Genomic DNA, 23,227 nt, shown 5'->3' with positions numbered 1-23,227 from the left:
CTCCTTTGGATGTTGGCCAAGGGGAGGACGCGGCAAAAGCGCAAACACGCAATCGCTATTGAAAATTATTCTTCTTTGGGTTTTTTCAGCGATACCCGGGTGAGCCACGGCGTGTAGGTGCGTACTTCAATGGGCAAGGTGCGCGCCAGCAGGCGCAATGCGCGGTCGCTGTCGTCGGCAGGTAACAGCACCGTCACCCGCAAGCCTTGCAGTGCCTGGGGGTTGAACGACAACAGCCCCGGGCGATGGCGGGCCAGGCGTTCGAACACCTCGGCCAAGGGCTGGTCGTTGGCCAGCAATTGATGGTGGTTCCAGGCCTGTTGCAGCGCGACGGGGTCGATGTTCTCCACGTTTCCCGGCCCACGGGCATCGAAACGCACACTCTGGCCGGGGCCCAGGGTCAGGGTTTGCCCGGCGCTGTCGATGCGGGTGGAGGATTCGAGCATCTTGACCTGGGTGGCGCCGTTGCTCAGTTCCACGATAAAGCGCGTGCCCAGGGCGCGGATGCTGCCTTGGGGCGTGTCGACATAGAACGGGCGCTGGGCGTCCTTGGCCACGTTCACCAGGATTTCCCCATGCAGCAACCTCACGCGGCGTTGGTCGGCGTCCAGGCGCAGGTCCACGGCGCTATCGCCTTCCAGTTGCAGGGCGCTGCCATCGGCCAGTAACTCCTGGCGCCATTGGCCGCGGTCGGTGCTCAGGTCTGCCACCAGATAGCCGCGTTCGCCGTACTGGTAGGCGGGCACGGCGGCGAGGCCCAGCAGCAGGGCCAGGGCCAGCGGCTTGATGACGTTGGTGCGCGGCTGCCGGGTGCGGCGCAACGCGGCCCGCGCCGGGGCCTGGGTGAGCGGCGCAAGGTGGCCCTGGAGGCGGGCGATGCCTTGGGGGTGGCGCGGGTCGCTGGCCAGCCAGGCGTTAAAGGCCTGCTCGGTGGCGGCATCGGCGTGATGATCCAGGTGCACCAACCACTCGGCGGCTTGGCGCAGTACATCGGGCGACAAAGGCTGGTTCATGGCTGGATGCACGCATCGCACGCCAGCAAGGCTTCCACCAGGTCATGCTGCACCGTGCGCACCGACACCCCGAGGCGTTCGGCAATCTGCACCTGATCCAGGCCTTCGAGGTGGCGCAGGGTGAAGCTCTGGCGGATGCGCGGCTTCATCTGCGACAACGCCCGGTCAATCGCCTCCAGCACCTGCGCGGCGTGCAGTATCTGCTCCGGCGACGGTGCCTGCTCAAGGTACGCGGCGCAACGCTCAAGCTCTTCGCGATAGGCCTCTTCCAGGCGCCGCCGACGGCCGCTGTCCATCATCAACCGCCGTGCCACAGTGGCCAGGTAAGCCCGCGGCTCGCCGGGCGCGACATAAGGACCGGCGGCGAGCAGGCGGGTGAAGGTGTCCTGCGCCACATCCGCCGCTTGATGGGAGCAATGCACACGGCGGCGCAACCACTTCAACAACCAACCGTGGTAGCCGCGATACAGGGCGTCGAGCGTCGGCACTTCGGTGGGCGAAGCGGGTTTCATGAGATGAATTCGTAAGTGGGAATTGATCTTATTCTAGAGGGTTCAAACGGGGAGCCGCAATGGGCAGGTGCTTTGGGGGATTTGCTGGAGGGCGGGGGAAGTTAGAGAAAAGGGGCAAAGCAGAAACAAGAAAGCCCGCACGAGGCGGGCTTCTTGTTGGTTCGATGAACACCTTGCGATGTCATCGAACCGGTACTTGGTGGCTACACAGGGACTTGAACCCCGGACCCCAGCATTATGAATGCTATGCTCTAACCAACTGAGCTATGTAGCCAAGTGGCGCGCATTATTCGCCCGTAACGTAAAAGCGTCAAGCGCTTTTATTAAAAATTTATCTACGCTATCAACCATTTATCAAAATCCCCGGGTTTTTGGGCGAACCCGGGGATTTGTCGTATTCGGGGATCGGGCATTTTGCTTGGTGAAAGTCGTTAGCAGGCTAAGGGGATGGCGTGTGTGCACATAAAAGTGGCACATTGTCGCATCGCAAGTATTCACTCCTCTGTTGTCGGAACCGCTCATGGCTATCAGTAACTCCCAAACCAGCGCGAGCGCGGCGCCTGCTGCGCCGCAAAGCAGTCCCTTGGTGATGCGCATCATTGGTGCCGTGGCCCTGGCCCATTTGATTAACGACTTGATTCAGTCCGTGCTGCCGTCGATCTACCCGATGCTCAAGGACAGCCACGGCCTGACCTTCACCCAGGTCGGCTTGATTACCCTGACGTTCCAGCTCACCGCCTCGTTGTTGCAGCCGTGGGTCGGTTATTACACCGACCGCCATCCCAAGCCTTACCTCTTGCCGCTGGGGATGGTCAGTACCCTGATTGGTATTTTGATGCTGTCCCAGGTGGGCAGTTTTGTGATGATCCTGCTGGCATCGGGGTTGATCGGGATTGGATCTTCCACCTTCCACCCGGAGGCGTCGCGGGTGGCGCGGCTGGCGTCCGGCGGGCGGTATGGGCTGGCGCAGTCGACTTTCCAGGTCGGCGGTAATGCAGGCTCGGCGTTTGGGCCGTTGCTGGCGGCGGCGATCGTCATTCCGTTTGGCCAGGGCAATGTGGCGCTATTTGCCTTGTTCGCGGTGTTCGCGCTGTTCGTGCTTTACCGCATCAGCCACTGGTACGCGAGCCACTTGAGCCTGTTCAAGCTCAAGCAGGGCCAGGCCGCGACCCATGGGTTGTCGAAGGGGCGGGTGTGGTGGGCGCTGGTGGTATTGGGGTTGCTGGTGTTTTCCAAATACTTCTACATGGCCAGTTTCACCAGTTATTTCACTTTCTATTTGATCGAGAAATTCGACCTGTCGGTGGCCAGTTCCCAGTTGCACCTGTTCCTGTTTCTCGGCGCGGTGGCGGCGGGAACCTTCTTTGGCGGGCCTATTGGCGACAAGATCGGCCGTAAGGCGGTGATCTGGTTCTCGATTCTCGGTGCGGCGCCGTTCACCCTGTTGCTGCCCCATGTGGACCTGTTCTGGACCAGCGTCCTGAGTGTGATTATTGGTTTTGTCCTGGCTTCGGCCTTCTCGGCCATCGTGGTCTACGCCCAAGAGCTGGTGCCGGGCAATGTGGGGATGATTGCCGGGGTGTTTTTCGGCCTGATGTTCGGCTTTGGCGGCATCGGCGCGGCGTTGCTGGGGCATTTGGCGGACATTCACGGTATCGAGTACGTGTATTTTCTCTGCTCGTTCCTGCCGCTGCTGGGGATTTTGGCGATCTTCCTGCCGCGCACCAAAAAAGCGCAAACCCTATGATTGGTTAGCCTCACGGCGAGCCAGGTAACGAGAAAGCCGCGCAGTGTCGCGGCTTTTTTGTGGGCGGCTTTTCGGCCGATCTGCCGGTAAAAGCGGCGAAAACCTGAGAGTTATCACAATAAAACTGACTGAACGCCACCTGCTCGCGATAGGAGATGTGTCAGGTTTTTGTAAGGTTTTGCTCAATTATTTTTCTAAATGATTTTGATTTGCATTACACTTGCGGCCCTTCGATGCACTGCAACGGTGCATAACGGCGCAACAAGGACAGTTTGTAATGAAGAAACCTCCCTGCCTTTTCAATTCTCTTTTCCTCACCGCCGGTGTGTTGCTTGCCGCGCCGGCGCTGCATGCAGAGGAAATTGGCGAGGTCGAGACCCCGAAAGTGACCGAGCTGGACACCTCGTTTGTGACGGCTTCGGGCGGGGCGACCGACCTGCGTGATGCCCCGGCCAGTGTCAGTGTCATCACCCGCGAAGAAATCGAGCGTCAACCGGTGTATGACCTCAACACGCTACTGCGGCGCATTCCAGGGGTGACTGGCGGTTTCGGGCCGGTGGGGGAGCAATCGAAAATCAAACTGCGGGGCCTTGACGACAAGTACACCTTGATCCTGGTGGATGGTAAACGCCTCGGCGGCTCCGGCGATTTGAGCTACCGTCGCGACCTGGCGCGCCAGGACCTGAACTGGATTTCGCCGAACATGATCGAACGCATCGAAATTGTGCGCGGGCCGATGTCGTCGCTTTATGGCTCGGACGCCATGGGCGGGGTGATTAACATCATCACCCGCAAAGTGTCGCGGACCTGGAGCGGTTCGACCAACGTCAACACTACGATTCCCGAAGACTCTGACCGTGGCCAGACCACCCAGACCAGCCTCAACCTGTCCGGGCCATTGACTGACTCTCTGGGCCTGCGCCTGGGCGCCAACCTCACGCGTCGCGCTGCCGACGAAGTGGAGGCGCGCCGCGACAAGACTGGCGAGTTCATGTACGACGACGGCGCCGGCGGCTCGAAGGATCACAGCCTCAACGCGTTGCTCGATTGGCGCCTCAACGACGAGCAGAGCCTGTCGTTTGAAGCGGTGCACGGGGTGGAGCGTTCCTGGGGGAGTAAGAAAACGTTCGGGGAATGGAATGAAACGGTCGCTGGCCAGTTTGGCGCCGGGCGCCTGATCCGCGACAGCTACACCCTTTCCCACACCGGGGATTGGAGTTTTGGTACGTCGAAAGTGGACATGTACCTCAACAAGTTCAAGAACGACATCGACTGGGGTAAGGCCAGCGCCGAAGAGAAAATCGTTGAAGGCAACCTCAATATCCCGTTCGAGTTCGTCCTCAATCAGCGCCTGACCGTAGGCGGGCAGTGGAAGCGCGAAGAACTGACCAACACTGACACCCTCGGCACCGTGCCCGTGGACTACCAAGGCGCTGCCGTGGCCGGCTCCACGCTCAAGAGCGATTATTCGGCGGCGTTTATCGAAGATGAGTTGTTCCTGCTCGACAACCTGGCCCTGACCCTGGGCAACCGCTTCGACCACAGCGAAGAGTACGGCAACCACAATAGCCCGCGGGCGTACCTGGTTTACCATCCGCACCCGGATTGGACCGTGCGTGGCGGTGTGTCCAAGGGCTTTCGCGCGCCTAGCCTGAAAGAAGGCAGCGCCGGGGCGGCCACCGAGTCGGGCGGGCGCGGTTGCGGCTCGCTCAAGCCTTTGGGCTACACCACCGGCAGTTGCTGGATGGCCGGCAACCCGAACCTGACGCCGGAAACCAGCGTGAACAAGGAAATTGGCGTGTCCTTCGACCGCGACGGCTGGGAGGCGGGCCTGACCTACTTCCACACCGACTTCGAGGACAAGATCGAGTACGCGCCACTGGGCTTCTATGAGGGCCGCTGGTGGACCATGCTGGAAAACGTTGAAGAGGCGCGCACCCGTGGCTGGGAAGGCTCGGTTCGCGTGCCGTTGAGCGATTCGCTGGACTGGCGCACCAATGCCACCTACATGCTGGAGAGCAAAAACCTGTCCACCGGCGAAGACCTGATAAGCGCGCCCAAGCTGTCGGCCTTCAGCGCCATCAACTGGCAAGTCAACGACCGTCTCAATACGGAATTTTCGGCCCAGCATGTGGGCAAGCAGCGGGGCGTGGGTAATGACTTCGTCAAGTCCTACACCACCTACGACCTCACCGCGAACTTGGCCGTGACCAAATGGCTGACCTTGAATGGCGGCGTGCAAAACCTGTTGGACGAAGACTTGCGCGACGGCTCGACGACGTTCTATGTGCCTGGCCGAGCGTTCTTTGCGGGGGCGACGACCTACTTCTAAAGGCTGGGGCGAGGCCCAGGTGCAAAAAAGCCCGGCATGCCGGGCTTTTTGGTGTCTCGCGTAAAGCGGGGGCGCTTACACGTTGAAACGGAAGTGCATCACGTCGCCGTCCTTGACGATGTAGTCCTTACCTTCCAGGCGCCATTTCCCGGCTTCTTTCGCGCCGGTTTCACCCTTGAACTGGATGAAGTCGTCATACGCGATCACTTCGGCGCGGATGAAGCCTTTCTCGAAGTCGGTGTGGATCACGGCAGCGGCTTGTGGTGCGGTGGCACCGACGCGCACGGTCCAGGCGCGAACTTCTTTGACGCCGGCAGTGAAGTAGGTCTGCAGGTTGAGCATTTCGTAGCCGGCGCGGATCACGCGGTTCAGGCCAGGCTCTTCGAGGCCCAGGGCTTCGAGGAACATGTCTTTTTCTTCACCGTCTTCAAGCTCGGCGATTTCCGCTTCGATCTTGTTGCACACCGGTACCACAATGGCGCCTTCCTCCTCGGCAATGGCCTTGACCACGTCGAGCAACGGGTTGTTCTCGAAACCGTCTTCGGCCACGTTGGCGATGTACATGACCGGTTTGGTGGTCAGCAGGTGGAAGCCGCGGACGATCTGCTTCTCGTCGGCGCCCATGCCTTTAATCAGGCTGCGTGCCGGTTTGCCCAGAGTGAAGTGGGCAATCAGTTGCTCCAGCAAGGCCTTTTGCGCGACGGCGTCTTTATCGCCACCCTTGGCATTGCGGGCCACTTTCTGCAGTTGCTTCTCGCAGCTGTCGAGGTCGGCGAAGATCAGTTCCAGGTCGATAATTTCGATGTCGCGTTTCGGGTCAACGCTGTTGGAGACGTGGATCACGTTCTCGTCTTCAAAGCAGCGGACTACGTGGGCGATGGCATCGGTCTCGCGGATGTTGGCGAGAAACTTGTTGCCCAGGCCTTCACCTTTCGACGCGCCCGCCACCAGGCCGGCGATATCGACGAACTCCATGGTGGTCGGCAGCACGCGCTCGGGGATCACGATGGCCGCCAGGGCATCCAGGCGCGGGTCTGGCATCGGCACGATGCCGGTGTTCGGCTCGATAGTGCAGAAGGGGAAGTTCTCGGCAGCGATACCGGATTTGGTCAGGGCGTTGAACAGGGTGGACTTGCCGACGTTAGGCAGGCCGACGATGCCGCAGTTGAATCCCATGGTGTTCCCCTAGAAGTTAGAGTCAGGCCTTCTGGGTGTGCAGATTTTTCATCGCGCGGTTCCATTCCCCGGCGAGGATATCCGGCAGCACGCCGAGGGCAAAGTCGATGCTGGCATCGAGTTTTTCCTGTTCGGCGCGTGGCGCACGACCCAGGACGAAGTTTGAAACCATACTGGCCACGCCTGGGTGGCCAATGCCAAGCCGCAAGCGGTGAAAGGTATTCTGATTGCCCAGTTGCGCGATGATGTCGCGCAAACCGTTGTGCCCGCCATGCCCGCCGCCTTGCTTGAGCTTGGCAACGCCGGGAGGCAGGTCGAGTTCGTCGTGAGCCACCAGGATTTCTTCAGGCGTGATGCGGAAGAAACCGGCAAGCGCCGCCACGGCTTGGCCGCTGCGGTTCATGTAAGTGGTGGGGATCAACAGGCGAACATCCTGACCCTGATGCGAGAAGCGTCCGGTCAGGCCGAAATACTTGCGGTCGGCCACCAGGTTGGCACCTTGGGCGTGGGCGACGCGCTCAACAAAAAGGGCCCCTGCGTTATGCCGGGTCTGTTCGTATTCGGTGCCTGGATTTCCCAGGCCAACGATCAGTTTGATGGCAGTCACGATAGGGGCCCTTCCTTGGAGTGGTGGATAACATCGCCGGGTGTTGAACCCGCGGCGAAAGTGGACGACAAGTGCTCATTTACCATTATGTAAACTCCGCGTTCTCGCCCGCTTTCTCGCTACGTTCCAGTCCGCGATGTTACCTGGTCACTCCGGCGTACAGAGTGGATTACTCTGCAGCGCCTTCTTCAGCTTCTGGAGCAACACGTGGAGCGTGAACGTTGGCAACAGCCAGGTCGTTACCGTGAGCCAGAGCAACAAACTCAACGCCTTTAGGGGCTTTGAGGTCGGACAGGTGAATGATCGAGCCGATTTCGGCGTCAGCCAGGTCGACTTCGATGAATTCAGGCAGGTCTTTTGGCAGGCAGGAAACTTCGATCTCGGCCACTACGTGGGAGACTTCGCCGCCTTTCTTGATCGGAGCCGCTTCACCAACGAAGTGAACTGGAACGATCGCGGTCAGTTTCTGACCTGCAACAACGCGCACGAAGTCTGCGTGCAGCACGTGGCCTTTGGCCGGGTGGCGCTGCAGAGCCTTGATGATGACGTTTTGCTTGGTGCCGCCAACGTTCAGCTCGATGATGTGGCTGTAGGCCGCTTCGTTTTCGAGCAGTTTGGCAACTTCTTTGGCCAGCATGCTGATGGATTCAGGGGCTTTCTCGCCACCGTAAACTACAGCTGGAACCAGGCTTGCGAGACGACGCAGGCGGCGGCTCGCACCTTTCCCCAGGTCGGAACGCACTTCAGCATTCAGAGTAAAATCGTTCATGTTGTATCTCCAAAATAACCACATTCGCCCCAGCGTTTGCGACCAGCGCTAAAGGCGATATGGGCAAAAAAGCCCCGCCCCGACAGGAATGCCGGGGCGGGGCGCTTTTCGTCATCGAGATGATCGCGTGAGGGCAGGGCCCTTAGCGGAACATCGCGCTGATCGATTCTTCATTGCTGATGCGGCGAACCGCCTCGGCAACTACCGGCGCGATATCCAGTTGGCGGATACGCGAGCAGGCTTGTGCTGCTGCGGACAGCGGGATGGTGTTGGTCACCACTAGCTCGTCCAGCATGGAATTTTCGATGTTCTCGATTGCCCGACCCGACAGCACAGGGTGTGTGCAGTAGGCAAAGACTTTGGCTGCGCCATGCTCTTTCAAGGCTTTGGCCGCGTGGCACAGGGTGCCGGCGGTATCGACCATGTCATCGACCAGAATGCAGGTACGCCCTTCGACATCACCGATGATATGCATCACTTCGGAGTGATTAGCTTTCTCACGGCGTTTGTCGATGATCCCGAGATCCACGCCCAGGGATTTGGCAACGGCCCGTGCACGCACGACACCACCAATGTCCGGGGACACGATCATCAGGTTTTCAAAGCGCTGGTCTTCGATGTCATCCACCAGAACGGGGGAGCCGTAGATGTTATCTACCGGAATGTCGAAGAAACCCTGGATCTGGTCAGCATGCAGATCGACCGTGAGAACACGATCGATGCCGACTACGGTAAGCATGTCAGCCACGACTTTCGCGCTGATAGCTACACGTGCGGAACGCGGACGGCGATCCTGGCGGGCATAACCAAAGTAAGGAATTACAGCAGTGATTCGAGTCGCTGAGGAGCGGCGGAAGGCATCAGCCATCACGACGAGTTCCATCAGGTTATCGTTGGTCGGAGCACACGTCGGCTGAATGATGAAAACGTCTTTACCGCGGACATTTTCATTAATCTCAGCGGTGATCTCGCCGTCGGAAAACTTACCGACAGAAATGTCACCGAGTGGGATATGCAGCTGACGTACGACACGCCGAGCCAGATCGGGGTTAGCGTTCCCCGTAAAGACCATCATCTTGGACACGCGCAGTACCTGAAGGCTGAGGGTATACCTGGATGAGTATAGGAAAATGGCAGGGGCGGCTGGATTCGAACCAACGCATGGCAGGATCAAAACCTGCTGCCTTACCGCTTGGCGACGCCCCTGTATCTGTTGCAACGAGTACCCAGTACTCGGTTCCTTTAGAGCAGACTTTGCAGCTTGCGATGCAACATCGAAACGTTGCTTCCTTTCGCGACAAACCCTGTAAGGGTCTCTGTAAGAAGGGCCGAGACTTTATCAGCTTCAGCTTTGTTTGGGAAGCCCCCAAACACACAACTTCCAGTTCCGGTGAGTTTTGCTTCGGTAAATTTACCTAGCAAATTCAATGCGTTACGTACATCTGGATAACGCCTTGCTACCACCGGTAAGCAGTCATTTCGACTGTTTCCCTTGGGAACGGGGCGCACTTTAATGGGAGGAGAGTTACGTGTCAACAGCGGATCTGAAAAAATTTCTGCTGTACTTACAGATACTTGCGGCACAAGCACGACATACCAGGGTTCTTCGGGTTCTACGGGGGTGAGTTTTTCTCCCACGCCCTCGGCGAAAGCCGCGTGGCCACGCACGAAAACCGGGACGTCCGCGCCCAAAGTCAGGCCCAGTGCGGCGAGGCGATCCTCATCCCAACCCAGTCGCCAGAGGTGATTTAGGCCCAACAGCGTCGTCGCGGCGTTGGAGCTGCCGCCGCCTATTCCGCCACCCATGGGCAGGATTTTTTCGATCCAGATATCGATTCCCTGGGTGCAGCCGGATTGTTCCTGGAGTTTTTTTGCCGCTTTCACGATCAGGTTACTGTCGTGGGGCACGCCCTCGAACTCGGTGTGCAGGGCAATGACGCCGTCATCGCGCACGGCGAAGGTGATTTCATCGCCATAGTCGAGGAACTGAAACAGGGTTTGCAGCTCATGGTAGCCGTCTTCACGGCGACCCAGGATGTGCAGCATCAGGTTGAGCTTGGCCGGCGAGGGCAGCGTCAGGCGCGTAGCAGTCATGTCATTGCCCCAGTGTGCGAGGCTGCCAGTCCTTTATCACTAACGTGACGTCGAGGTCGGGGCCGTGCAGTTTGATGCGTTCGGGCAGCCAGAAGGCGCCTTGCTGGGTGTATGCCAGGTATTCGACCTGCCAGCCATCCTGCTCGAGGGTGGCCAGGCGACTGTTGGCGTCCAGGCTCAAGCGGCTTTTGGAAGCGGGCGCTGGCAGGCCGCGCACCCACCAGACCAGGTGGGAAACCGGCAGTTTCCAGCCCAACTGTTCTTCCAGCAGCGTTTCGGGGTTGGGTGCCTCATAGCGGCCCTGGTTGGCCACCTCGAGGGAGACTTGCCCCGGGCGCCCGGTCAGGCGTGCTGCGCCGCGGCCCAGCGGCCCGGAAAGGCGGATGTCGTAGTAATCCTGGCGTTGCAGCCAAAACAGGGTGCCGCTGCCCGAGTCTTTCGGGGCGCGAATGCCGACCTTGCCGCTGATCTGCCAGCCGTCGAGGCTGCTCAGTTGCTGTTTGTGGGTGCGCCATTGTGCGGGGTCGCCGCGACCCTCCACGGATTCACGGGGGCCCAAGCCCGCACAACCGGCGAGCAGGGCGATAAGGCTGAAAACGATAACGTGGCGCAAAAACATAGTCTTAAAGAGTCTCGGAACCGGTCAGGCGCTTGATGGTGCTGCGCAGGGTAGGGCTGTCGGGCTGTTCCTTGAGGAACTTGCCCCATATTTGCTTGGCTTCACGCTGTTTGCCGTTGTGCCACAGCACTTCACCGAGGTGGGCGGCTACTTCCTGGTCGGGGAAGCGTTCCAGAGCCTGGCGCAGTAGGCGTTCGGCTTCATCCAGGTTACCCAAGCGGTAATTCACCCAGCCCAAGCTGTCGAGCACCGCCGGGTCTTCCGGATTCAACTGGTGGGCCTGTTCGATCAGGGCCTTGGCTTCGGCGTAGCGTGTCGTGCGGTCAGACAAGGTGTAGCCCAGGGCGTTCAGTGCCATGGCGTTGTCCGGGTCGCGCTTGATAATCAGGCGCAGGTCTTTTTCCATCTGCGCCAGGTCGTTGCGTTTTTCCGCCTGCATGGCGCGGGTATAGAGAAGATTGAGGTCGTCGGGGTATTGCAGCAGGGCTTGCTGCAGGACCTTCCAGGCGCGCTCGTCCTGTTTGTTGGCAGACAGGGTTTCGGCTTCGACCAGGTACAGTTGGATCGCGTAGTCAGGCTGGGCATCGCGGGCCGTGGCGAGACGGCTTTCAGCTTCAGCCGTGCGACCGTTGCCCATCAGGATGTCGGCTTGGCGCAATTGCGCTGGCAGGTAGTCGTTGCCGGGGCCGACCTGGGCGTACTCGATCAGGGCGCCTTGCGGGTCGTTGCGTTCTTCGGCAATGCGGCCCAGGTTCAGGTGCGCCGAATCGACATGGCTTTCCCGGGCGATCAGGTCTTCCAGGTAGCCCTTGGCCTCTTCCCAGGCCTTGGCTTCCAGGCACACCAGCGCCAGGGAGTAACGCAGTTCGTCGTCGTCCGGGTATTGCTGCACCAGGCTGCTGAACTCGACCTTGGCGTCGTCCATGCGGTCCTGTTCCACCAACATGCGCGCGTAGGTCAGGCGTAGGCGCTTGTCGTCCGGGTACTGTCGGATGCTTTTTTGCAGCAGGGGCAGCGCTTCCTTGCCGCGATTGAGGCTTTGCAGCAGGCGCGCGCGCAGTAGCAGCGGGGCGACTTCGCCGGGTTCCGGCGGGTTGTCTTCCAAAAGGGTCAGCGCGCCGTTGGAATCGCCATTCTGCTGCAGCAGCAAGGCCTTGCCGAAGATCAACTGGCTGTTGTTGGGGTGCTTTTGCAGCAAGCGGTCGAAGCTCTTCATCAGACCGTTGCGGGTGTCCTGGTCAGTGTCGGCGGCGGACAGGGCGAGAAAGTCGAAATGGGTATCGCCCTTGCCTTGCAGCACTTTCTCCATATAGACCATGGCGTCGTCATAGCGCCCGCCGCGGGCCAATTGGATGGCGGCGGCACGCTGCGCTTCGAGATCGTCAGGGGCGTTGCGGGCCCAGATCAGTGCGCTGTCGAGGGCCGCCTGGTCGGCGCCCAGGTATTCAGCGATGCGAAAGGCGCGCTCGGAAATGCCCGGGTCCTGGGTGTTGATGGCCTGGGTGACGTAGTTGTCCAGGGCAATGTCGTAGCGATTGCGCTGGCCGGCCAGTTCCGCGCTCAACAGGCTGAACACCGTGTCCTGGCTGAACGAGCTGTAGACGATGGGTTTTTCGGGGGCCGCCGTGGTGTCCTCGACCGGCGGCGTACCGTCCGGCGAAACGGGTGCCAAGGCCTGGCAGCCGCTGAGGAAGACAAAAGCGAGGAGCAACGCGGAGGATCTATTCATATAGGAAGAGGACGACTTACCTGCGGTCGGGGCATCATGACACAAGCCTCGGGCCAAACATAACCTGGGCTCGGCGGACGGGATTATCACTCCCGCAGATTAGGACAATAGTCGGCAGTGGTTGTTCTGAATCTGGCGAAGTAGGACAATTGTCGGCTTCTCGACATCATCAGCGACCTTGAATGGCCTTCCTTGCACTCGGTATCAACCACAAGACTGCGTCAGTAGACGTGCGCGAGCGCGTGGCCTTTACTCCGGAGCAACTGGTTGAGGCCCTGCAGCAACTCTGCCGGCTCACCGATAGCCGCGAGGCTGCGATCCTCTCCACCTGCAATCGCAGTGAACTTTATATAGAACAGGATCAGTTGCGCGCCGATGTGGTGCTGCGCTGGTTGGCCGATTTCCATCATTTGAGCTTCGATGAGCTGCGGGCGAGCGCTTATGTGCACGAAGATGATGCGGCAGTTCGTCACATGATGCGCGTGGCGTCCGGGCTCGACTCGCTGGTGTTGGGCGAGCCGCAGATCCTCGGCCAGATGAAGTCGGCCTATGCCGTGGCCCGCGAGGCCGGCACGGTCGGCCCGCTGCTGGGGCGTCTGTTCCAGGCCACATTTAACGCCGCCAAGCAGGTGCGTACCGACACCGCCATCGGTGAAAACCCGGTATCGGTGGCCTTTGCCGCCGTCAGCCTGGCCAAACAGATTTTCAGCGACCTGCAACGCAGCCAGGCCTTGCTGATCGGCGCCGGCGAAACCATCACCCTGGTCGCTCGCCATCTGCATGAGTTGGGGGTCAAGCGCATCGTGGTCGCCAACCGCACCCTGGAGCGCGCCAGCATTCTGGCCGAACAGTTCGGCGCCCACGCGGTGCTGCTTTCGGATATCCCGGCGGAGCTGGTGCGCAGCGATATCGTCATCAGTTCCACCGCCAGCCAGTTGCCGATCCTGGGCAAGGGCGCGGTGGAGAGCGCTTTGAAGCTGCGCAAGCACAAACCCATTTTTATGGTTGATATCGCCGTTCCCCGGGATATCGAGCCAGAAGTCGGCGAGTTGGACGACGTTTACCTCTATAGCGTCGATGATCTGCACGAAGTGGTGGCCGAGAACCTCAAGAGCCGCCAAGGCGCCGCGCAGGCGGCCGAAGAGATGGTCTCCATTGGTGCCGACGATTTCATGGTGCGTTTGCGTGAGTTGGCGGCGGTCGATGTGCTCAAGGCCTATCGCCAGCAGAGCGAGCGCCTGCGCGACGAAGAACTGCAAAAAGCCTTGCGCCTGCTCGCCAACGGCGGCAATGCCGAAGACGTGCTCGGGCAACTGGCGCGCGGCCTGACCAATAAATTGCTGCATGCGCCCAGCGTGCAGCTCAAAAAGCTGTCTGCCGAAGGCCGCCTCGATGCGCTGGCCATGGCCCAGGAACTCTTTGCCCTCGGCGAGGGCACTTCGGATAAAAAACTGCAATGAAAGCGTCACTGCTCAATAAGCTGGACATCCTCCAGGACCGTTTCGAGGAACTGACCGCCTTGCTTGGCGATGGCGAAGTCATTTCCGATCAGAACAAGTTCCGCACCTATTCCAAGGAGTACGCGGAAGTTGAGCCGATTGTCGCCACCTATAAGCAGTTGCTCAAAGTTCAGGCCGATCTCGAGGGTGCCCAGGCACTGCTCAAAGACAGCGACCCGGACATGCGTGAAATGGCCGTTGAAGAGGTGCGTGAAGCCAAAGACCGGCTGATCGAACTGGAAGGCGACCTGCAACGCATGCTGCTGCCCAAGGACCCGAACGATGGGCGCAACGTCTTCCTGGAAGTGCGCGCCGGCACCGGCGGCGACGAGGCGGCGATTTTCGCCGGCGACCTGTTCCGTATGTATTCGCGCTACGCCGAACGCCGCGGCTGGCGGGTAGAAATCCTCTCGGAAAACGAAGGCGAGCACGGCGGCTATAAAGAAGTCATCGCCCGCGTCGAAGGCGACAACGTCTACGGCAAGCTCAAGTTCGAGTCCGGCGTGCACCGCGTGCAACGGGTGCCGGCTACCGAATCCCAGGGCCGTATCCACACCTCGGCCTGCACCGTGGCGGTGTTGCCCGAGCCGGATGAGCAGGAAGCCATCGAGATCAACCCCGCCGATTTGCGCGTCGATACCTACCGCTCCTCGGGCGCCGGTGGCCAGCACGTGAACAAGACCGACTCGGCGATCCGCATCACCCACTTGCCCACGGGCATCGTGGTCGAGTGCCAGGAAGAACGTTCCCAGCACAAGAACCGCGCCCGGGCGATGTCCTGGCTGTCGGCCAAGCTCAACGACCAGCAGACCAGCGCCGCGGCCAACGCCATCGCCAGCGAGCGCAAGTTGTTGGTGGGCTCGGGGGATCGCTCCGAGCGCATCCGCACCTACAACTTCGCCCAGGGCCGGGTCACCGATCACCGGGTCAACCTGACGCTCTATAGCCTCGACGAAATCCTCGCCGGCGGCGTAGACGCGGTCATCGAGCCGTTGCTGGCCGAGTACCAGGCCGACCAATTGGCCGCGATAGGTGAGTAAATGACCATTATTGCCAGCCTGCTGCGGGCGGCCGAACTGCCCGACTCGCCCACCGCCCGCCTCGATGCCGAGTTGCTGTTGGCCGCTGCCCTGGGCAAGTCCCGCAGTTTCCTGCACACCTGGCCGGAGCGCATTGTCAGCAGCGAAGCGGCGCTGACGTTCGCCCAGTACCTGCAACGGCGGCGCAGCGGCGAGCCCGTGGCCTACATCCTGGGCCAGCAGGGTTTCTGGAAACTGGACCTGGAAGTCGCGCCCCACACCCTGATTCCCCGCCCTGACACCGAGTTGCTGGTGGAAGCGGCGCTGGAACTGTTGCCCGCAACCCAGGCGCAGGTGCTGGACCTGGGCACCGGCAGCGGCGCTATTGCCCTGGCCCTGGCCAGCGAGCGCCCGGCGTGGCAGGTGATGGCGGTGGACCGCATCCTCGAAGCCGTAGCCCTGGCCGAGCGCAACCGCCAGCGTCTGCATTTGAGTAACGTCACGGTGCTGAACAGCCATTGGTTCGATGCCTTGGGCGAGCACCGTTTTGGGCTGATTATCAGTAACCCTCCCTACATAGCGGCGGCCGACCCCCATCTGGTGGCCGGCGACGTGCGCTTCGAGCCAGCCAGTGCGCTGGTGGCGGGCGTCGATGGCCTGGATGATTTGCGCCTGATTATCGCCCAGGCCCCCGCGCACCTAGAGGCCGGCGGTTGGTTGATGCTCGAACACGGCTACGACCAGGCTGGGGCGGTGCGTGATTTACTGGTGACCCGGGGCTTTACCCAGGTGCATAGCCGCACCGACCTGGGTGGCCATGAACGCATCAGCCTGGGGCGCCTGCCGTGCTGACCGATCAGGAGCTGTTGCGCTATAGCCGGCAGATCCTGTTGCAGCACGTCGACATCGACGGCCAATTGCGCCTGAAAAACAGCCGCGTGCTGGTGGTCGGTCTCGGAGGCCTCGGCGCGCCGGTGGCGCTGTACCTGGCGGCGGCGGGCGTGGGCGAACTGCACCTGGCGGATTTCGATACCGTCGACCTGACCAACCTGCAACGCCAGATCATCCACGACACCGACAGTGTCGGCCTGAGTAAGGTCGATTCGGCACTGCGGCGCCTGGGCGCGATCAACCCCGAGATTCGCCTGGTGCCCCATCGTGCGGCGCTGGACGCCGATAGCTTGGCGACGGCGGTGGCAGGGGTGGACGTGGTTCTTGATTGCTCCGACAACTTCTCCACCCGCGAAGCGGTGAACGCGGCGTGCGTGGCCGCAGGCAAACCCTTGGTCAGCGGCGCGGCGATTCGCCTGGAAGGGCAGTTGTCGGTGTTCGACCCGCGCCAACCGACAAGCCCGTGCTACCACTGCCTCTACGGTCATGGCAGCGAAGCCGAACTCACCTGCAGCGAGGCCGGCGTGCTTGGTCCGTTGGTGGGCTTGGTGGGCAGCCTGCAAGCCCTGGAAGCCTTGAAACTGCTGGTCGGTTTCGGCGAGCCGCTGGTGGGCCGCCTGTTGTTGATCGATGCCCTGGGCACGCGGTTTCGCGAGTTGCGGGTCAAGCGCGACCCCGGTTGCAGCGTGTGCGGGGCGGCCCATGGTTGAAGCGCCGATTGGCGTGTTCGACTCCGGCGTCGGCGGGTTGTCGGTGCTGGAGGAAATCCATCGCCTGCTGCCCAACGAATCGCTGCTGTATGTCGCTGACTGCGGCCATGTTCCCTATGGCGAAAAATCCCCGGAGTTCATCCGCGAGCGTTGCCGGGTGATGGCGCAGTTCTTCCAGCAGCAAGGGGCCAAGGCCTTTGTGCTGGCCTGTAACACGGCGACGGTGGCGGGCGTGGCGGACTTGCGTCGTGATTATCCCGATTGGCCGATTGTCGGCATGGAGCCGGCGGTCAAGCCAGCCGCCGCCGCGACGCGCAACGGCGTGGTGGGGGTACTGGCGACCACGGGTACGCTCAAAAGCGCCAAGTTCGCCGCGTTGCTCGACCGCTTCGCCACCGACGTGCAGGTGGTCACCCAGCCTTGCCCGGGCCTGGTGGAACTGATTGAAGCGGGCGACCTGCACAGCCCCGCGGTGCGCCAGCTCTTGCAGGGTTACCTGGACCCGTTGCTGGCGGCGGGGTGCGACACCATCATCCTTGGCTGTACCCACTATCCCTTCCTAAAGCCCCTGCTCAAGCAGATGCTCGGCGACGACATCAGCCTGATCGACACCGGCGCCGCCGTCGCCCGCCAGCTCCAGCGCTTGCTGGCCGAGCGGCAATTGCTGGCAGCGGGCCCGGCCCGGCCCACGCAGTTCTGGACCAGCGCTAGTCCAGAACACATGAGAAACATCCTACCCTTGCTGTGGAATAAATCTGGCGTTGTGAGAAGCTTTGGTCTGTAAGAAGAAAATGAAGTAAAAGCCCTAAAAAAGCCTGAACTTCTGCCGAAATGGCGATTTCTATAGCTAGGCTGATGAGCAATATCAAAAAACACCGTAACCGTTAGGAAAGGGAAGTTTCTTATGACGCGACTGATCTGTTTGGCGGCGCTTGCCGCCGCTATGTTGGGGCAGAGTTTTTCGGCGCAAGCAGCAGGTGTCGAATTTGGGGTGGGGCAGACCAGCGATTCGACTATGACGTATCGCTTGGGGATGCAATGGGATTGGGATAAGAGCTGGCTGCAAAGTGATGTTGGGCGCCTGACCGGTTATTGGAGCGGCGCCTACACCTTCTGGGACGGCGATGAGACGTCCAGCAACCACAGCCTCTCGTTCTCGCCGGTGCTGGTGTACGAATTTGCCGGTGACTCGTTCAAACCGTACATCGAGGCAGGGATTGGCGTAGCGGCATTCGCCAATACCGAGTTGGAAACCAACAAGCTGGGCTCGTCCTTCCAGTTCGAGGACCGCTTGGGTTTCGGCGTGCGTTTCAAGGGCGGGCATGAGGTGGGCGTGCGTGCGACTCACTACTCCAACGCGGGCATCAGCAGCCCGAACGATGGTGTGGAAAGCTACGCGTTGCACTACACCATGCCACTCTAAACAAGCCGCTGGCGCAGGCCCTCAAGCATGAGGGCCTGCGCCCGGTTTCAGCGGTACACCGTGGCGATACCCTGGCGCTCGTCCAGGCATTCCGGCGCGCCCATCTCGAACTCGCGGCAAATCAGCGGGCGTTTCTCGTAGATGGTGCACATCATGCTGTTGCGATCCAGTGCGGCGCACCAGCCGTCATCCAGGCGCAGCATCACTTCCCCGCCCCAATCGTCGGTGTCGATAAAACGCTCAGGCACGCCCGTGTCGGTGATAAGCATCACTTCCAGTTGGCAGCAGCATGCGGCGCAGGTGGAGCAGGTCACCGCGGGGGGGGTGATGTCGATCAGGGGGATGGTGGTCATAGCGGCGCAGTGTAAGGCAGGGCAGCGCGGCTGTGTGAAAGGCCTGACGGACGATGCGCCAGGCCTTGGGGCTTTTAAGGCAGCAACACTTCGATGGAACCGTCGGCGCTCATGCTCACCTGGCTGGTGCCGGCCTCGACTTGCGGGGTCACGGCGCCTGCGTCCATGGCCTCGGCCTTCATTGCCATCGGTGCGCGCAGGTAGGGCTGCGGGTAGCCGTTGCTGTTGAGGTTCAGGTTGACGATCTTGTAGCCCTTGCCGCCTAGCGCCTCGGTGGCCAGTTGCGCGCGGGCCTTGAAGGCGTTGACCGCGTCCTTGAGCAGGGCGTCTTCGCTGGTCTTGCGGGTGGCGGTGGCGATGGCGAAGTCCATGCCGCCCATTTTCAGGTCGGTGAGCAACTCGCCGGTGAGCTTGGACAGCGCGGCGAAATCGGCGCTTTCCAGGCGCAGTTCGGCCCGTTCACGCCAACCGGTGATTTTCTCGCCCTTGTTGTCGTACACCGGGTAGCTGTTGCGGCTGCCCTGGCGCAGGGTGATGCCCTTGACCTGGCGCGCCTGGCCCAGGGCCTTGTTCATGGTGGTGCTGATGGCCGCGGCAAGCTTGGCCGGGTCGGCGTTCTGCTCTTCGGTGTAGAGGGTGACGATCATCAAGTCTCGCGCCACTTCCTGGCTGACTTCGGCGCGCAGCGAGATCTGGTTGTAGTGCAACTCGTCGGCGGCCAGGGCTGGCAGGCTGGCCAGGGTAGCGGTGCCGAGGGCGAGAAGGGCGGCGCTGCGACTGAAACGGTGCATAGGGGCTCCTTGGATGCGGGGCGCAGGGAGTGCGAAACGGGCCTGCGCTGAAACCATCAGACTGTAGCCTCTATCGGGCGGTTCACCCAATTACAACTTCGATACAACTGGCCCTGTCTCTACGTAGCAAGCGGGCTTGCCCGCGCTGGATGGTATAGCCGTCCTGTTTCGGGAGCGCTATGCCGATCGCCTGCAGGAAGCCTGTGTCCGTTTGCCGCAGTTTGCCTGTGGGGGCCGTGGCTTGGTTATACTGCTGCCGATCCGCCCTGAGCGCTCATCAGGAGAGCTCATGCTCGCCGCCGCACAACCCTTGTCCGCCACGCGCCAGAACCTCTGGCGCCTGACTTTCATCCGCATTCTGGTCCTGGCCGCGCAAGCCGGCTCGGTGGGGCTCGCCTATTGGCTGGATCTGCTGCCGCTGCCGTGGTTCCAACTGGCGATCACCCTGGGCTGTTCCATGCTGCTGTGCGCGGTGACAGCGGTGCGGTTGCGCACCTCGTTGCCGGTGACGGAGCTGGAATACGCGCTGCAACTGGCCTGCGACCTGTTCCTGCACAGTGCCCTGTTGTATTTTTCCGGCGGCTCGACCAACCCTTTCGTGTCCTATTACCTGGTGCCGCTGACCATCGCTGCCGTCACCTTGCCGTGGCGTTTCTCCCTGATCCTCTCCGGCATTGCCCTGGCGCTCTACACCTTGCTGCTGGTGCGCTTCTATCCTCTGGAAACCTTCCCCATCGCCCGGGAAAACATGCAGATCTACGGCATGTGGCTCAGTTTTGCCCTGGCCGCGGCGGTGATTACCTTTTTTGCCGCACGCATGGCCGAAGAATTGCGCCGCCAGGAAGAGCTGCGCGCCATCCGCCGCGAGGAAGGCCTGCGCGATCAGCAATTGCTGGCCGTGGCCACCCAGGCTGCCGGCGCCGCCCATGAACTGGGCACGCCTTTGGCAACCATGAGCGTGCTGATTAAGGAAATGCGCCAGGACCACCACGACCCGCTGTTGCAGGACGACCTGAGCGTGCTGTCCGACCAGGTCAAGTTGTGCAAAGAGACGCTGCAGCAACTGGTGCGTGCGGCCGAGGCCAATCGGCGCCTGGCGGTGGACATGCAATACGTCACCGATTGGCTCGACGAAGCGCTGAACCGCTGGCACCTGATGCGCCCCGAAGCCAGCTATCGCCTACAGCGCGTGGGCCAGGGCACGGTGCCACGCCTGGCACCGCCGCCGGACTTGACCCAAGCCCTGCTCAACCTGCTCAACAATGCCGCCGACGCTTGCCCCGAAGGGCTGGAGGTGCGCCTGGACTGGGACAGCGAAACCCTGACCATCAGTATTCGCGACCACGGTGCCGGTGTACCGCTGGCGATTGCCGAGCAGATCGGCAAACCATTTTTTACCACCAAGGGCAAAGGTTTCGGCCTGGGCCTGTTTTTGAGCAAGGCCAGCGTGACCCGCGCCGGTGGCTCAGTGAAACTCTACAGTCATGAGGAAGGTGGCACGCTGACCGAGCTGCGCCTGCCCCGTGTCGCCCGAGGAGACGAACATGAGTGACGAAACCCAAGTCGAAGGTGAAGAACTGCCGCACCTGTTGCTGGTAGATGACGACGCCACCTTTACCCGCGTCATGGCCCGCGCCATGAGCCGCCGCGGCTTTCGCGTGACCACCGCCGGTTCCGCCGAAGAAGGGCTGGCCATCGCCCAGCAGGACGTGCCGGAGTACGCGGCCCTGGACCTGAAAATGGATGGCGACTCCGGTTTGGTGCTGTTGCCCAAGCTGCTGGAAATCGACCCGGAAATGCGCGTGGTAATCCTCACCGGTTATTCGAGCATCGCCACCGCCGTCGAGGCTATCAAGCGCGGTGCGTGCAATTACCTGTGCAAACCGGCGGACGCCGATGACGTGCTGGCGGCCCTGCTGTCCGAACACGCCGACCTCGACACTCTGGTGCCGGAAAACCCGATGTCGGTGGATCGCCTGCAATGGGAGCACATCCAGCGGGTGCTGACCGAACACGAAGGCAATATCTCCGCCACTGCCCGCGCCCTGGGCATGCACCGGCGCACCTTGCAGCGCAAGTTGCAGAAGCGCCCGGTTCGCCGCTGACCCTCGCGCCTGCCTGAGCCCAGCGGCTTGGGCAGGTGTGCTGCTCCCTCTACTTGGCTGCGCACCCTGCGCGATCACCGGTTTTTGTACGACGATCGGTTTTTTTGCGTGGGATACGGCCAGTGCCCTCAATCGCCTGATCGCAACCCCGCTGGCCTGGCCTATGATTAGCCCCCTAATGACAGGCACAAGGTCCACCGCCCATGCTGGCAATCTTTCTGGAAACCCTGACTATCACCGCGCCGGTGTTCGCGATGCTGTTTTTGGGGGTGTGGCTCAAGCGTATTGGCTGGATCAACGACAGTTTTATCCACACCGCGTCATCCCTGGTGTTCAACGTCACCATGCCGGCGCTGCTGTTCATGGGCATCCTGCATGCCGACTTGCGTTCGGCGTTGCAGCCGGCGCTGCTGATCTACTTCACCGTCGCCACCCTGGTGGGTTTTTCCCTGGCCTGGGCCTGGGCGATCTGGCGTTGCCCGCACCAAGACCGAGGCATCTATACCCAAGGCGCCTTTCGCGGCAATAACGCGGTGATCGGCCTGGCGCTGGCGGCCAGCATGTACGGCGACTACGGGATTTCCCTGGGGGCGATTCTCGCGGGGCTGGTGATCCTGCTCTACAACTCCCTGTCCACCGTGGTGCTGGCGGTGTACAGCCCGGTTATCAAGTCCAACCCCTTGAGCATCGCTAAGAGTGTGCTGAGCAACCCGCTGATTCTGGCGGTGCTGGCGGCCGCGCCGTTCGCGTACTGGCAGATCGGTTTGCCACGCTGGCTGGAAACCTCCGGCACTTACCTGGCGCAAATGACCCTGCCCCTGGCGTTGATCTGCATTGGCGGCACCTTATCGTTGGCGGCGCTGCGTGAAAGCGGGCGGCTGGCCCTGAGTGCCAGCCTGGTGAAAATGATCGGTTTGCCGACGCTGGCGACCCTCGGCGCCTGGGCCTGGGGGTTTCGCGGCGCGGAGTTGGGGATTTTGTTCCTGTACTTCGCCAGCCCCACGGCGGCCGCCAGTTTTGTCATGGCCCGGGCGGCCAATGGCAATCATCAACTGGCCGCCGCGATCATCGTCATCACCACCCTGATGGCGGCGGTCACGACCAACATCGGCATCTTCCTGTTGCAGTGGGGCGGTTGGATCTAGCCTTGGCTTGCTGTTGGTTCGGATAGGGTCACGCAGGTAGGCGCCAGGACCGGTGGCAGGGCACCGGGGTAGCGATCCGGCAGCATGCGACCTGGCTGGTGGCGACAAAGCCATCGGCAAATTCGGCTTCGATAAAGGTGGTGGTCCAACCTTGGCCGGGATGTCGATCCGCACGTGAGCGGTGCGGTTGTGATTGAGGTCTATGGACGTTGCTTCATAGCGCACACCGCTGGGGTAGCGGAAATCCCGCGCGAGCGGGTTATGCGCCGACCACCGGGTCAGTTTCACCGCCGGTTCAGATAAGCGCAGTGTCAACCGCTGTTGCGCGCCATGGGTTGTGGTGGTGGCAGTAAGGCTGGGTAAAGCTGCGTTTTTCCACGTCTTACAGATGTTGCGTGCCCGTGGGGGGGCAATCCAGTGGGCGTGAAAATTGTTCCTGTTTATAGCAGCTCAATACTTCATTGAAGTTCGACTGGTTGGATTAAAAACACATTTGGAAGCCTGGTGATACGTAACTTTCCGCGCTGAAGAAAGTGCTCGTTGATACGACTGTCAGGCAAATCGTTGGGCGGTTGCAGGAGCTGAGTGCAACACGGTTATTGAATTGAAGCGGGCGCATCGTGCCGCATAGTCATGGCGTTCTGCATCACCTCGCCCATCATTTCGATCGGACATTTGAAATCGAAGCGTTTA

General features: G+C 61.2%; 22 protein-coding genes and 2 tRNA genes. 11 read left to right on the top strand and 13 right to left on the bottom strand.

Annotation, left to right across the window (positions count from 1 at the left end):
- Positions 1–65: 65 nt before the first annotated feature.
- The 3 genes from AC19YT_RS16415 to AC19YT_RS16405 all read right to left on the bottom strand — a co-directional run bounded on the left by AC19YT_RS16415 (position 66) and on the right by AC19YT_RS16405 (position 1,799).
- Positions 66–1,013 (bottom strand): FecR family protein, encoded by a 948-nt coding sequence (locus tag AC19YT_RS16415; protein WP_500610623.1) that lies wholly within the window; start codon positions 1,011–1,013, stop codon positions 66–68.
- A complete protein-coding gene (locus AC19YT_RS16410) occupies positions 1,010–1,525 on the bottom strand; it encodes a sigma-70 family RNA polymerase sigma factor (RefSeq protein ID WP_095107786.1) in 516 nt (171 codons plus the stop codon). The genes AC19YT_RS16415 and AC19YT_RS16410 overlap by 4 nt, the downstream gene beginning before the upstream one ends.
- Positions 1,526–1,722: 197 nt before the next feature.
- Positions 1,723–1,799, bottom strand: a tRNA-Met gene (locus tag AC19YT_RS16405).
- Positions 1,800–2,045: 246 nt separating this feature from the next.
- On the opposite strand from AC19YT_RS16405, the gene AC19YT_RS16400 reads away from it, so the two are divergent.
- Positions 2,046–3,272, top strand: a complete 1,227-nt coding sequence (locus AC19YT_RS16400; RefSeq protein WP_500610622.1) for an MFS transporter — start codon at positions 2,046–2,048, stop codon at positions 3,270–3,272.
- Between the two features lie 277 nt (positions 3,273–3,549).
- A complete protein-coding gene (locus tag AC19YT_RS16395) occupies positions 3,550–5,604 on the top strand; it encodes a TonB-dependent receptor domain-containing protein (protein ID WP_095107788.1) in 2,055 nt (684 codons plus the stop codon).
- A gap of 75 nt (positions 5,605–5,679) precedes the next feature.
- On the opposite strand, the gene ychF is transcribed toward AC19YT_RS16395, so the two are convergent.
- The 8 genes from ychF to AC19YT_RS16355 all read right to left on the bottom strand — a co-directional run bounded on the left by ychF (position 5,680) and on the right by AC19YT_RS16355 (position 12,598).
- Positions 5,680–6,780, bottom strand: a complete 1,101-nt coding sequence (ychF, locus tag AC19YT_RS16390) for a redox-regulated ATPase YchF (RefSeq protein WP_500610621.1) — start codon at positions 6,778–6,780, stop codon at positions 5,680–5,682.
- A 22-nt stretch (positions 6,781–6,802) separates the two neighbouring features.
- Positions 6,803–7,387 (bottom strand): aminoacyl-tRNA hydrolase, encoded by a 585-nt coding sequence (pth, locus tag AC19YT_RS16385; RefSeq protein WP_095107790.1) that lies wholly within the window; start codon positions 7,385–7,387, stop codon positions 6,803–6,805.
- A gap of 169 nt (positions 7,388–7,556) precedes the next feature.
- A complete protein-coding gene (locus tag AC19YT_RS16380) occupies positions 7,557–8,156 on the bottom strand; it encodes a 50S ribosomal protein L25/general stress protein Ctc (RefSeq protein WP_095107791.1) in 600 nt (199 codons plus the stop codon).
- A 142-nt stretch (positions 8,157–8,298) separates the two neighbouring features.
- Positions 8,299–9,240 (bottom strand): ribose-phosphate pyrophosphokinase, encoded by a 942-nt coding sequence (locus AC19YT_RS16375; protein ID WP_003208392.1) that lies wholly within the window; start codon positions 9,238–9,240, stop codon positions 8,299–8,301.
- Between the two features lie 47 nt (positions 9,241–9,287).
- Positions 9,288–9,362: transfer RNA gene (locus AC19YT_RS16370), tRNA-Gln, on the bottom strand.
- A 36-nt stretch (positions 9,363–9,398) separates the two neighbouring features.
- Positions 9,399–10,250 carry a 4-(cytidine 5'-diphospho)-2-C-methyl-D-erythritol kinase gene (ispE, locus tag AC19YT_RS16365; RefSeq protein WP_500610620.1) on the bottom strand — a complete coding sequence of 284 codons (852 nt, stop codon included), beginning with the start codon at positions 10,248–10,250 and terminating at the stop codon, positions 9,399–9,401.
- 1 nt (position 10,251) lies between these two features.
- The gene (lolB, locus tag AC19YT_RS16360) at positions 10,252–10,869 is read right to left on the bottom strand and encodes a lipoprotein insertase outer membrane protein LolB (RefSeq protein ID WP_095107793.1); all 618 of its coding nucleotides are present in this window, start codon (positions 10,867–10,869) and stop codon (positions 10,252–10,254) included.
- A 4-nt stretch (positions 10,870–10,873) separates the two neighbouring features.
- Entirely contained in the window at positions 10,874–12,598 is a 1,725-nt protein-coding gene (locus AC19YT_RS16355) for a tetratricopeptide repeat protein (RefSeq protein ID WP_500599011.1), read from the bottom strand.
- A gap of 182 nt (positions 12,599–12,780) precedes the next feature.
- Here AC19YT_RS16355 and hemA point away from each other — a divergent pair, with 182 nt between their 5' ends.
- The 6 genes from hemA to AC19YT_RS16325 all read left to right on the top strand — a co-directional run bounded on the left by hemA (position 12,781) and on the right by AC19YT_RS16325 (position 18,140).
- Positions 12,781–14,058 carry a glutamyl-tRNA reductase gene (gene hemA / locus AC19YT_RS16350; RefSeq protein WP_095107795.1) on the top strand — a complete coding sequence of 426 codons (1,278 nt, stop codon included), beginning with the start codon at positions 12,781–12,783 and terminating at the stop codon, positions 14,056–14,058.
- Positions 14,055–15,137, top strand: a complete 1,083-nt coding sequence (gene prfA / locus AC19YT_RS16345) for a peptide chain release factor 1 (protein ID WP_095107796.1) — start codon at positions 14,055–14,057, stop codon at positions 15,135–15,137. The genes hemA and prfA overlap by 4 nt, the downstream gene beginning before the upstream one ends.
- Entirely contained in the window at positions 15,138–15,968 is an 831-nt protein-coding gene (gene prmC / locus AC19YT_RS16340; protein WP_095107797.1) for a peptide chain release factor N(5)-glutamine methyltransferase, read from the top strand.
- Positions 15,962–16,717, top strand: a complete 756-nt coding sequence (locus tag AC19YT_RS16335; protein WP_095107798.1) for a molybdopterin-synthase adenylyltransferase MoeB — start codon at positions 15,962–15,964, stop codon at positions 16,715–16,717. Before prmC ends, AC19YT_RS16335 begins: the two co-directional genes overlap by 7 nt.
- Positions 16,710–17,501 carry a glutamate racemase gene (gene murI / locus AC19YT_RS16330; RefSeq protein WP_500599014.1) on the top strand — a complete coding sequence of 264 codons (792 nt, stop codon included), beginning with the start codon at positions 16,710–16,712 and terminating at the stop codon, positions 17,499–17,501. Before AC19YT_RS16335 ends, murI begins: the two co-directional genes overlap by 8 nt.
- Before the next feature lie 120 nt (positions 17,502–17,621).
- The gene (locus AC19YT_RS16325; protein WP_095107800.1) at positions 17,622–18,140 is read left to right on the top strand and encodes an acyloxyacyl hydrolase; all 519 of its coding nucleotides are present in this window, start codon (positions 17,622–17,624) and stop codon (positions 18,138–18,140) included.
- Positions 18,141–18,187: 47 nt separating this feature from the next.
- Here AC19YT_RS16325 and AC19YT_RS16320 read toward each other — a convergent pair whose 3' ends face one another.
- Together AC19YT_RS16320 and AC19YT_RS16315 are read right to left on the bottom strand one after the other, a co-directional pair.
- Entirely contained in the window at positions 18,188–18,493 is a 306-nt protein-coding gene (locus AC19YT_RS16320; RefSeq protein ID WP_095107801.1) for a YkgJ family cysteine cluster protein, read from the bottom strand.
- 74 nt (positions 18,494–18,567) lie between these two features.
- Complete coding sequence (locus tag AC19YT_RS16315; protein ID WP_095107802.1) at positions 18,568–19,284, bottom strand: SIMPL domain-containing protein; 717 nt, start codon at positions 19,282–19,284, stop codon at positions 18,568–18,570.
- A 289-nt stretch (positions 19,285–19,573) separates the two neighbouring features.
- On the opposite strand from AC19YT_RS16315, the gene AC19YT_RS16310 reads away from it, so the two are divergent.
- The 3 genes from AC19YT_RS16310 (at position 19,574) to AC19YT_RS16300 (ending at position 22,534) form a co-directional block, all read left to right on the top strand.
- Positions 19,574–20,836, top strand: a complete 1,263-nt coding sequence (locus AC19YT_RS16310; RefSeq protein ID WP_095107803.1) for an ATP-binding protein — start codon at positions 19,574–19,576, stop codon at positions 20,834–20,836.
- Complete coding sequence (locus tag AC19YT_RS16305) at positions 20,829–21,389, top strand: response regulator transcription factor (protein WP_095107804.1); 561 nt, start codon at positions 20,829–20,831, stop codon at positions 21,387–21,389. The genes AC19YT_RS16310 and AC19YT_RS16305 overlap by 8 nt, the downstream gene beginning before the upstream one ends.
- A 203-nt stretch (positions 21,390–21,592) precedes the next feature.
- Entirely contained in the window at positions 21,593–22,534 is a 942-nt protein-coding gene (locus AC19YT_RS16300; protein WP_095107805.1) for an AEC family transporter, read from the top strand.
- Positions 22,535–23,227: the final 693 nt, after the last annotated feature.

The organism is Pseudomonas sp. MF08875, assembly GCF_059862525.1.
The sequence above is the reverse complement of the archived record's forward strand: the minus strand, read 5'-3'. Positions and strand labels throughout refer to the sequence as shown.